The 10,750-nt window shown below is 75.8% G+C and carries 5 protein-coding genes; 4 read left to right on the top strand and 1 reads right to left on the bottom strand.

The features are described 5' to 3' along the window. Nucleotide 1: 1 nt before the first annotated feature. On the bottom strand, nucleotides 2–1,096 hold the full coding sequence (locus tag BGO37_RS16260) for a LacI family DNA-binding transcriptional regulator (protein ID WP_291756616.1): 1,095 nt from the start codon (nucleotides 1,094–1,096) through the stop codon (nucleotides 2–4). 246 nt (nucleotides 1,097–1,342) lie between these two features. Here BGO37_RS16260 and BGO37_RS16255 point away from each other — a divergent pair, with 246 nt between their 5' ends. Genes BGO37_RS16255 through BGO37_RS16240 form a run of 4 tightly spaced genes read left to right on the top strand, consistent with a single transcriptional unit; the run spans nucleotide 1,343 to nucleotide 10,722 of the window. Beyond that, on the top strand, nucleotides 1,343–2,107 hold the full coding sequence (locus tag BGO37_RS16255; RefSeq protein ID WP_291756613.1) for a protein phosphatase 2C domain-containing protein: 765 nt from the start codon (nucleotides 1,343–1,345) through the stop codon (nucleotides 2,105–2,107). After that, nucleotides 2,104–3,012, top strand: coding sequence for an FHA domain-containing protein (locus tag BGO37_RS16250; protein WP_291756609.1), 909 nt, complete (start codon nucleotides 2,104–2,106; stop codon nucleotides 3,010–3,012). The genes BGO37_RS16255 and BGO37_RS16250 overlap by 4 nt, the downstream gene beginning before the upstream one ends. Before the next feature lie 10 nt (nucleotides 3,013–3,022). Next, nucleotides 3,023–4,687, top strand: coding sequence for a serine/threonine-protein kinase (locus tag BGO37_RS16245; protein ID WP_291756606.1), 1,665 nt, complete (start codon nucleotides 3,023–3,025; stop codon nucleotides 4,685–4,687). Then, complete coding sequence (locus tag BGO37_RS16240) at nucleotides 4,684–10,722, top strand: tandem-95 repeat protein (protein ID WP_291756605.1); 6,039 nt, start codon at nucleotides 4,684–4,686, stop codon at nucleotides 10,720–10,722. Before BGO37_RS16245 ends, BGO37_RS16240 begins: the two co-directional genes overlap by 4 nt. Nucleotides 10,723–10,750 lie beyond the last annotated feature (28 nt).

The raw sequence follows: 10,750 nt of genomic DNA, 5'->3' as shown, positions 1-10,750 counted from the left end.
GTCAGGGCGTGACGGCGGTGTCGGCCCAGGGGGCGGCTGCCTGGCCTCGCGGGAACGGGGCGGGGCAGCCGCAGGAGTCTCGGGTGACGAGCTGCACGGGCAGCTCCTGGTGCAGCGGGCCCGCCTGCTGGCCCGCGAGGATCGCGAAGAGGGTGTCGGTGGCGATCCGGGCCATCTGCTCGGCGGACACCCGCATGGTGGTGATGCCGGGGGTGGTGGTCCGGGCGAGGCCGAAGTCGTCGAAGCCGACGACGGCGACGTCTGTCGGGACGTCGAGCCCGCGGGCGCGCAGCACCTGCATCGCGCCGAACGCCATGTCGTCGTTGGCGAACACCGCGCCGTCGAACGGCCGCCCGCTGTCGAGGGCCGCCACGACGGCGGCCGCGCCGGACTCCTCGCTCATGTCGCCCTCGACGACCCAGGCCTCGTCGGCCAGCCCGTGCCCGGCGAGCGCGGCGAGGAAGCCCTCCCGCCGGTCGATGCCGGTCTGGTGGTCGAGGGGGCCGGAGACGTGCAGCAGCCGGGTGCGCCCGTGCACGGTGAGGAGGTGCTCGGTGACGAGCCGGCTGGCGGCGACGTCGTCCGCGCCGACGCTGGTCGCCTCGGGCAGGTAGGGGAAGTTGCCGAGGAGGACGACGGGCAGCCCGGAGGCGACGAGGGTCTCGACGTTGGCGTCGTCGACCGGGGCGGCGGTGACGATGACGCCGTCGGCGGTGCCCGAGCGGATGATCCGCTCGAACGCGCTGGCCCGGCCCGCCTCGTCGGCGTTCGTCGAGACGATCACCTGGACGTCGTGGGCGTTGGCCGAGCTGGAGACCCCGGTGAGGACGTGCATGAAGTAGGTGTGGCCGAAGACGTGGTGCGAGGTGTTCGGCACGATGAGCGCGATCGCCCCGGCCCGCTGGCGGCGCAGCGCCCGGCCGGCGGAGTTCGGCACGTAGCCGAGCTCGGCCGCGGCCTCGCGCACCGCGCGCTTGGTCTTCTCGCTGATCCGTGTGCTGTCGGCGAGCGCCATCGACGCCGCGGCGCGGGTGATCCCGACGCGCTGCGCGATGTCTTCGAGCGTCACGCCGCGGGTGCGGGTCCGGGGAGCCATGGCCTGTCCCTCCGTCGTCGTCGTCGGTCTGCTTTATCGATTCAGCAGCGTGCGATCTCGACACTAGCACCCGATTTGCGACGGAGGGAAGAGGGTTGCTTCAACGATTGAGCAACGAGCCCACGCAGGGCCGTGCGAAGACCCGGCGACGGGCGCGCGCCGCCGGGGTGGCGCGAGGCGCGTTGGCGCTCAGGTCGCGGCCCCGGCGAGCCGATGGGTGAGGTGGACGAACCGGAGGAGGGTCGCGTGCGCACGTCATGGGGGTCGGCGACCGACCGGGGTCACGTCCGCGAGGTCAACGAGGACGCCCTGCTGACGTTCCCGCCGGTGTTCCTCGTGGCGGACGGGATGGGTGGCTACGACGCCGGCGACCTGGCCAGCCGGATCGCGGTCGAGGAGTTCGCGCAGCTGGCCGGTGCCGTGAGCGTCGGGGTGGAGGACGTCCACGCCTGCTTCGCGCGCGCGTGCGGACGGATGCGCGCGGAGTTCACCGGGGGCCGTCAGGGCGGCACCACCGTGGCCGGTGCGGTGCTCGTCGAGGTGGACCGCGAGCCCTACTGGCTGGTGTTCAACGTCGGCGACTCGCGCGTCTACCGGTTCTCGGACGATGGCCTGGAGCAGGTGAGCGTCGACCACTCCGTGGCCCAGGAGCTCGCGGAGGCCGGGGTGATCCGCCGGGACCAGGTGTCGTCCCACCCCGACCGGCACGTGCTGACGCGTGCGCTCGGCACGGGTGAGGCGCCCGAGCCCGACTACTGGATGCTGCCGGCCGGCACCCGGGACCGGCTGCTGGTGTGCACCGACGGCCTGGTGCGCGAGCTGTCGGACGACGACCTCGCCGTGGCGCTCGCCGGTGGGGGCGACCCCCAGGCGCTCGCCGATCGCCTCGTCGCGGCGGCCCTCGCCCGCGGGGGGCGCGACAACGTCAGCGTCGTCGTCGTCGACGTCGTGCCGGTCGCCGCGCTGGTGGGGGAGAGCTGGACCACGACCCCCCGGGGGGTGTGGGGATGAGCGCGTGCGCGTACCTGCCGGGCGCCTGGACCGGGGTGGTGTGCGAGCGGCTCCTCGCCCTCGTCGGGCCGGACGTCGAGCAGTCGACGGTGGCGACCCTGTGGGACGTCGCGGCGGCCGGCGGGGGCGTCCTCGACGCGCTGGTCGAGCTGCCCGACGAGGCCCGGGGAGCGTTTGCCCTGGTCACGCTCTCGGGGTCCGGCCTGCTGCACGCCGCGCTGCGCGGTGACGTCGAGGTGCTCATCGGGACGTCGTCTGGCATGCGCGCGGTGCGCGCGGGCGAGGAGTCGGCCTGGACCGAGGTGACCGCGCACGACGTGCCCCAGCTGACCCTGCGGGCGGCCGGTGGCGCGCCCGGCTCCCGTTCCCCGTTGCCGCTCGTCGCCGGCGTGGTCCTCGCCCACGAGCTGCGGGCGACCGCCGACCTGCGCGGCGCCGCGCCGCACGCGTTCGAGTCGCTGGACGACCACGAGGGCCTGACCATCGTCACGGGCGACCTGGCGCGGCTGCGGGCCGGGATCCCGGCGCCGGCGCCGGCGCCCGCACCGGTCGTCGCCGCCCCGCCGCGGGCGCGGCTGCGGTTGTCCACCGGGCTCGTCGTGCCCCTCGAGCGCACCGTGCTCATCGGGCGGGCGCCGCAGGTGGGCCGGGTGGCCGCGCACGAGCTGCCGCGGCTGGTCACCGTGCCGAGCCCGAGCCTCGACATCTCGCGGACGCACGCGGAGGTGCGCCAGGAGGGCGAGCACGTCGTCGTGACGGACCTCGAGTCGCTCAACGGGGTGCGCGTGGAGCGGCCCGGGGCGCCCGCCCGCCGGCTGCACCCGGGGGAGCCGACCGTCGTCGCCGCGGGCGAGGTGGTCGACCTGGGCGACGGCGTGACGTTCACCGTGGACGCCGGCGCGTGAGCACCCGCCGGTGACCGCCACCCGCGAGGCGTCGCGACCGCCGCAGCTGCCGGGCTTCACGTACGTGAGGTCGCTGGGGGCCGGTGGGTTCGCCGACGTCTTCCTGTACCGCCAGCACCTGCCCAGCCGGCTGGTCGCCGTCAAGGTTCTGCTGCCCGGACGGCTGTCCGACGACGTCCGCACGCGGTTCACCGACGAGGCGAACCTCATGGCGCAGCTCTCGCACCACCCGTCGATCGTCACGGTGCACCACGCCTCGGTCGCCTCGGACGGGCGGCCCTACCTCGTCATGGAGTACTGCTCCCAGCCGGGCCTCGCCCAGCGCTACCGCGCCGAGCGGATGAGCGTCGCCGAGGTGCTGCGGGTCGGCGTGCGGCTGGCGTCCGCGGTGGAGACGGCGCACCGCGCCGGGATCCTGCACCGGGACATCAAGCCCGCCAACGTGCTGACGACCGACTTCGGGTGGCCGGCGCTGACGGACTTCGGCATCTCCGCGACGATCGGCTCGCGGGACCTCCCCGACGGCGCGTCCGTCGGCGTGTCCGTTCCGTGGGCCGCGCCGGAGATGCTCGGCGACCCGCCGCGGTCCGACGAGCGCACCGACGTCTACTGCCTCGGCGCCACCCTGTACTCGCTGCTCGCCGGCCGCTCGCCGTTCGAGGTGGTGGGCGGGGCCAACGGCGCGGCGGAGCTCATCACGAGGATCGAGCGGCAACCGCTCGCGCCCGTCGGGCGTGCCGACGTCCCCGACTCCCTGCAGCGCGTGCTCGCCCGGGCGATGGCGAAGCACCCCGACGAGCGGCACCCGTCCGCGCTGGCGCTCGGCCGGGCGCTGCAGCAGGTGGAGGGCGAGCTGTCGCTGCCCGTCACGTCGCTCGACCTGCCGGGGGAGCAGGCCTCGCCGGGACCCGCGCGCGGCGCGGCGGCCGACGAGGAGACGCGCGCCCGCCCGGTCCGCGTCGTGGGGGTCGGGGGCGGGCCCGCGCCGGCGCCGGCACCCGACCGGGCCGGCGCGGAGCCGGACCCGGACGCCACCCGCCCCCGCGGCCCGCGCGCGCTGCCGTCCGCTCCCGCGCCACCCGCAACGGACGCGCCACCCGCGACGGACGCGCCGCCCGCGACGGACGCGCCGCCCGCGACGGACGCGCCGCCCGCGACGGACGCGCCGCCCGCGACGGACGCGACGCCCGCGACGGACGCGGCGGACGCGGGGGACGCGGGGGACGGGGTCGACGAGGCGGCGCCGGAACCCCACCCGTCACCGGCGCTGCGCAGGCGGGCGTCGACCGTGGCGGCGGCCGTCGTCGTCGTGGCGGCGGTCGTCGGGCTCGTGGCGGCGTTCCTGCACGGGAGCCCGCCGGCGGCCCCCGACTCCGGCATCCAGGTCCACCAGACGGCGCCGCCCGCGGTGGCCGTGCCGGCCGTCACCGCCCTGACCGGCACCCGGGCCGCCGACGGCTCGGTGCGGTTCACGTGGACCGACCCGGCCCCGCAGGACGGCGACCGCTACCAGTGGGGCGTCGTCACGGCGACCGGCGAGGAGCCGCTGACGCTCGTCGGCGAGCCCACCGCCACCGTGCCGGCGGCCGGACCAGGCCAGGTGTGCATCCAGGTGCTGCTCGTGCGGGGGGACGGCCGCGTCTCGTCGGACGCCGCCCGCGGGTGTGCGGGATGATCCGGCTGCCCGGGCGCCGCGTGAGCACCGCGGCGGCGGTCGTCACCATCCCGGTGCTCGTGGCGACGCTGGCGGCCCTGGACCGGGGCTTCCCGCTGGCCCGGCTCAGCCTCGACGACGGCGCGGTGTGGGTCACCTCGACCGACCGCGGCACGCTCGGCCGCTACAACGTGCCGGTCGAGGAGCTGAACGCGGGCCTCGCCGCCGAGTCGGGCCGGTTCGACGTGCTGCAGGACGGCTCGGACGTGCTCCTGGTCGGCGCGTCGACCGTCGCGGTCGTCGACCCCGCGACCGTGTCGACCGTCGCGGACGTCTCGGCCGCCGGCGTGACGACGTCGATGGGCGGCGGCACGGTCGCGTTCGACGACAAGGACGGCAACGTCTGGGTGCGGCCGATCGGCGGGCTGTCCGGCCTGCACCTCGCGCAGGACGCGGCGGACCTCGCGCTCGGTCCCGGCGGGCAGGTGGTCGTCGCGACGACCGGCACGGCGCTGGCGGTGTCGTCGGCCACGGGAGCGGTGACGCGGTTCACCCCGACCGGCCAGCAGCCGGACGGCAGCGTCGGTGCCGGGACCATCGACCAGGTGACGGCGGTCGGCGACGAGCCGGTCGTGCTGTCCGGCAGCGAGCTGCGGACGCGGCACGGCACCGTGACCCTGCCGGGGGACGGGTTCGTGCTGCAGCAGCCGGGCCCGGCCGCGTCGACGGTGCTCGTGTCGAGCCGCACCGCGCTGCTCGAGGTGCCGCTGCGGGGCGGCGCGATCGTCCAGCACGCCTCCGGTGGGTCCGGCGCGCCGGCGCGCCCGGTCCGGGTCGACGGCTGCGTCTACGGCGCCTGGGCCACCCGCACCGGCTCGTCGCTGCAGGCCTGCGGCCGCGGCGACGTGCGCCGGGACCTGGCGGACGTCGGCTCCGGCGACACCCTGGTCTTCCGGGTCAACCGCTCGATGGTGGTGCTCAACGACACCGCGGCCGGCCGGCTGTGGCTGCCCGGCAAGGACAGCGAGGTGCGCGTCCCCGACTGGGAGCAGGTCGCCCCGCAGCCCAAGCCGCAGCAGGACCAGCAGCAGACGCAGGGCACCCTGACGACCAGCCTCGTGGCCGAGTGCGGGAAGGACTCGGGCGCCCCGCAGGCGACGGACGACGAGTTCGGCGTGCGGCCGGGCCGCACCACGGTGCTGCCCGTCCTCGACAACGACTCCACGTCCGACTGCGGCATCCTCGCGATCTCCGAGTTCGACCAGCTGCCGCCGTCCTTCGGCGTGCTCGAGAAGGTCTACGGCGGGCGCGCGCTCCAGGTGCACGTGGCGCCGGGGGCGCACGGCACCGCGCAGGTGACGTACACGATCACCGACGGCCGCGGCACCAACCCTCCGTCGACGGCGACGCTGACGCTGCGGGTCGCCGACTCCGGCAGCAACGCCGCGCCGCGGCAGGTACGGGTGCCTACGGCGACCGTCGACCAGGGCGGGCGGGTCAGCCTCGACGTCCTGGCGAGCTTCGTCGACCCCGACGGCGACGACCTCCAGCTCGTCGGCGCGACCGCGGACCCCGCGGCGGGCACGGTGCGCGCCCGTCAGGACGGCACGCTGACGTTCCAGGCCGACGGCGGCTCGCTCGGCGAGACGCGGATCGGCGTGAGGGTCTCCGACGGCACCGACACGGCGACCGGGTACGTGACGGTCGACGTCCGGCCGGAGGGCTCCGTGCCGCCGCGCATCGACCCCGTCTTCGCCACCACCTACGTCGACCAGCCGGTGACGGTGCGGCCGCTCGACTCGGTGCGCAGCGCGTCGCAGGAGCCGGTCGCGCTCGCCGGGGTCGACGACGTGGTGGGGGCGACCGTGACCCCGGACCTGCTGGCGGGCACGTTCACGTTCAAGGCGCCCCGCGCCGGCACCTACTACGTGCCGTTCACCGTGACCGCGCCGCCGCAGCAGGCCGCGGGGCTGGCACGCGTCGACGTCCTGCCCTGGCCGGACCGGGCCGCGCCGCCGGTGGCGGTCCGCGACCGCGCGCTGCTGCCCGCCGGCGGCCAGGTGACGATCGACCCGCTGGCCAACGACCAGGACCCCAACGGTGGCGTGCTGGTGCTGCAGTCCGTCGACGTGCCGGACGGGTACGGGCTCCAGGCGGCCGTGCTCGACCACCACCTCGTGCAGATCACCGCCGACCGCGCGCCCGACGGCCCGGTGTCCCTCACGTACGCGGTGTCGAACGGCACCGCGAGCGCCACCGGCGAGATCGTCGTGCTGCCGGTGCCCCCGACCGGCTCGTCCCAGGCGCCGGTGGTGGACAACGTCGAGGCCTCGGTGCGCACGGGCGGGGTCGTCACGGTGCCCGTGCTCGACACCGCGTACGACCCGGACGGGGACACGCTCACCCTCGACCGCAGCCTGCCGGAGCCCCTGGGCGCCGGGCAGGGGCTGCTCTTCGTGTCCGGCAGCGTGCTGCGCTACCAGGCCCCGGACACGCCGATGACGATCCACGCGACGTTCACGGTGAGCGATCCCGCCGGCAACCGGACGGCGGCGACGCTGACCGTGCGCGTGCACGCCTCCTCGGCCGACTCCAAGGCGCCGCCCCGTCCCCGCGACCTCACCGCGCGCGTCTTCGCCGGTGACACCGTGCGGATCGACGTCCCCCTCGTCGGGATCGACGTCGACGGCGACGGGGTGACGCTGCTCGGCCTGGCCTCGGCGCCGACCAAGGGCGTGGTGACCGCGGCGGCCGACTCGCTGAGCTACCAGGCGTTCGGCGACGAGTCCGGCACCGATACCTTCACGTACGCCGTCGAGGACTGGACCGGCCGGCGGGCTGTCGCGACGGTGCGCGTCGGCGTCGCGCCGCGTCCGACGACGGCGGCGTCCGTCGTCGCGCGCGACGACGCGGTCACCGTGCAGCCCGGCGAGCTCGTCGAGGTGCGCGTCCTGGCCAACGACGTCGACTCGTCGGGCGGCACGCTCTCGCTCGACCCCGCGCTCCAGGTCCCGGCGGGCGTGCAGGCCACGGCCGACGTCGCCACCGGCCGGGTGTCCGTGACGGCGCCGCAGACCCCCGGAGTCGTCCAGGTGGTCTACACCGCCACGAACGCGCGCGGCGGGCGCGACAGCGCGATCCTCACCGTGACCGTCACCGCGGACGCGCCCGTGCTGCCACCGGTCGCCAAGGACGTCGTCGTGCCCGCGGCCGACACCTTCGGCAAGACCCAGGTCGCGGTGGACGTGCTGTCCACCGCCCAGAACCCCAGCGGCCCGATGAGCGACCTCGCCGTGTCCGTCCCCGACGTCGCGGCCACCGTGGCGCACGTCGCGCCGGACCAGACCGTGGTGGTCACGCTGACCGACCACGCCCAGACGCTGCCGTTCCTGCTCACCAACACCCGTGCGACCTCGGCGTTCGCGTACGCCTTCATCACGGTGCCGGCGCTCGGCAACTTCCCGCCGGTGCTGCGACGGGACGCGCCCGACCTGACCGTGGCGTCCGGCAGCCAGCTGGTCATCCCGCTCGACGAGCACGTCCAGGTGGCGCCCGGGCGCACGGCGTCCATCGCCGACCCGGCCGGTGTCACCGCCACCCGCTCGGACGGGTCGCCCCTGGTCAAGGACGGCAAGACGCTGCAGTTCACCTCGGCCGACGGATACTCGGGCCCAGCCTCCGTCACCGTCCCGGTGACGGACGCGACCGGCCCCGGCGACCCGCTGGCCCGCACCGCCCTGCTGACGATCCCGATCACGGTGATCGCGGTCGAGGACCACCCGCCGGCGTTCACGCCGTCGCAGATCCGGGTCGCGCCGGGGGAGACGCCGGTGAGCGTCGACCTGCTGACGTTCCTCACCGGGCCCGACGGGCGGCCGGCTCAGCCCGGCGACGACACGTTCCGCATCACCTCGGCGGTGCCGGCCGGCTTCGTCGCGCCCCTGAACGGCTCGGTGCTGTCCGTCTCGGCCGGTGAGGCCACGCCGAAGGGCACCACCGGGACGCTGGACCTGGCGATCGGCTACGGGCGCGCCGGCGTGCTCGACGTGTCCGTCGACCTGGCGGTCATCGCCAGCACCCGGCAGCGCGCGAAGGTCCTCGACCAGCACCTGACCGACGGGGTGCAGGGCCAGGACCGGACGGTGGACGTCCTCGCGGGCGCCTACAACCCCTTCCCCGACTCGCCGCTGACCGTCATCGGCGTCAGCGTGCAGACCCCCGGTGCCGGCACGGCCGCGATCGGCTCGGGCGGCACGGTCGTGCTGCGGCCGGCGGCGGACTTCGTCGGCGAGATGGTCACGACGTTCCGGGTCCGCGACGTCACCGGCGACCCGGACCGCGACGTCGAGGGGCAGGCCGTCCTCGTCGTCAGCGGGCCGCCGGCGGCCCCTGTCCCGCCGCGGATCGACGAGGTGCGCGACCGGGCCGTCGCCCTGTCGTGGACCGCGCCGGACAGCCGCGGCCAGCCGATCGACTCCTATCGCGTGACGGCGATGCCGGGCATGCTCGTCAAGCTCTGCCCGAGCACCGCCTGCACGTTCGACGGGCTGACGAACGACGTCGAGTACACGTTCTCGGTCGAGGCGCACAACGCGGTCGGCTGGTCGCCGGTGTCGGCGCCGTCCGCGCCGGCGCGCCCGGACGCCGTGCCGGCACCGCCGACGAACCTGGCGCTGGCGTTCGGGGACGGCACGCTGATGGCGACCTGGACGGCGCCCCCGCTCACGGGCTCGCCCGTCACCAGCTACACCCTCGAGCTCACCGGCTCCTCCGCGGGGGTCGTCACGGTGACCGAGGCGTCGACCTCGCACCTCTTCACCGGGCTGACGAACGGGGTCCGCTACACGGTGCGGGTGCGCGCGTCGAACAAGGCGCCGGACCCGTCGGGCTGGTCGGACAGCGCCTCCGAGGTGCCGGCGGGGGTCCCGGACGCCCCCGTTCCCACCGCGTCCCAGCGGCAGGGCGGGCTCACCGGCAACGTCATCGACGTCTCCTGGCCGGCGGTCGAGGGTGCCGCCGCGAACGGCGACCCGGTCGCGCGCTACGAGGTCTCGATCGACGGCGGGAGCCCGGTCGACGTGGGTACGGCGGCGTACCAGATCACCGACGCGCAGCGGCGGCAGTACGCGATCCAGGTGCGAGCGGTCAACAAGGCCGGGGCCTCGGCGTGGGGCTCGGTCACCGGCGAGGTGTGGAGCGCCCCCGGCGTGCCGACCGGGCTGGTGGCGACGCCCTCGACGGCGGCCGATGTCCGCGACCCCGGGAACGGGTCCGTCACGCTGACCTGGGTCGCGCCGACCGACGCGGGCGCCGCCGACGCGACGATCACCGGCTACGAGGTCCAGGGCTACGGGACGTTCCCGACGACGAGCGCGACGATCACCGGGCTCGGCGGCGGATCGACCCCGACGTTCGCGGTGCGGGCGCTGTCCTCGAAGGGTGCCGCGAGCGACTGGGTCCAGGTGACCAGCGGCACGGTCGTCACCCGGCCCGCCGTCGCGGCGGTCGGCGTGGCGCCCGGCCCCACGGTCGACTGCGCCTCCCTCTCGGTCCAGCTCGGCTCCGACGGCGGCGCGCCCGTGCTCGAGACCCAGTACCGGCTCAACCAGACCGACCCGTGGGTGACGGTCGACGCCACCCACCCGCTGCCGTCGCAGTGGTGCGACCCCAGCCAGCCGGCGGTCCCGGACACGGTCACCCTCGAGGTGCGGCGGCGCAACGCCGCTGGCGACGCGGCGTGGAGCACGGGCTCGGGGTCGGGGCTGACGCAGGCGCCCGCGCCCCCGGCGAAGATGACCCTGACCTTGTCGGGCAACCACAGCCGCGCCCTCTGGACGGCGCCGGCCAGCGACCGGCCGATCACGGGCTACGAGTACCAGGTGACCTACGACGGCGGCGCGACCTTCACCGCGCCGGCCGCGGTGCCCGGCGGCGCCGGGGCGACCTCGCTGCGGTTCAGCGAGGTCGGCCTGTCGGGGTCGTTCGGTGTGGAGGTCCGTGCGTTGAACGTCAAGGGCGCGGGCGAATGGTCCGATGTCCTAGTCGTGGCGCCCTGACGGCGTCCCGACGACTGGAGAGAGCAGC

The organism is Cellulomonas sp. 73-92, assembly GCF_001898175.1.
In the GTDB taxonomy this organism is placed as follows: Bacteria; Actinomycetota; Actinomycetes; order Actinomycetales; family Cellulomonadaceae; genus Cellulomonas.
This window is presented reverse-complemented; position numbering and strand designations above follow the sequence as displayed.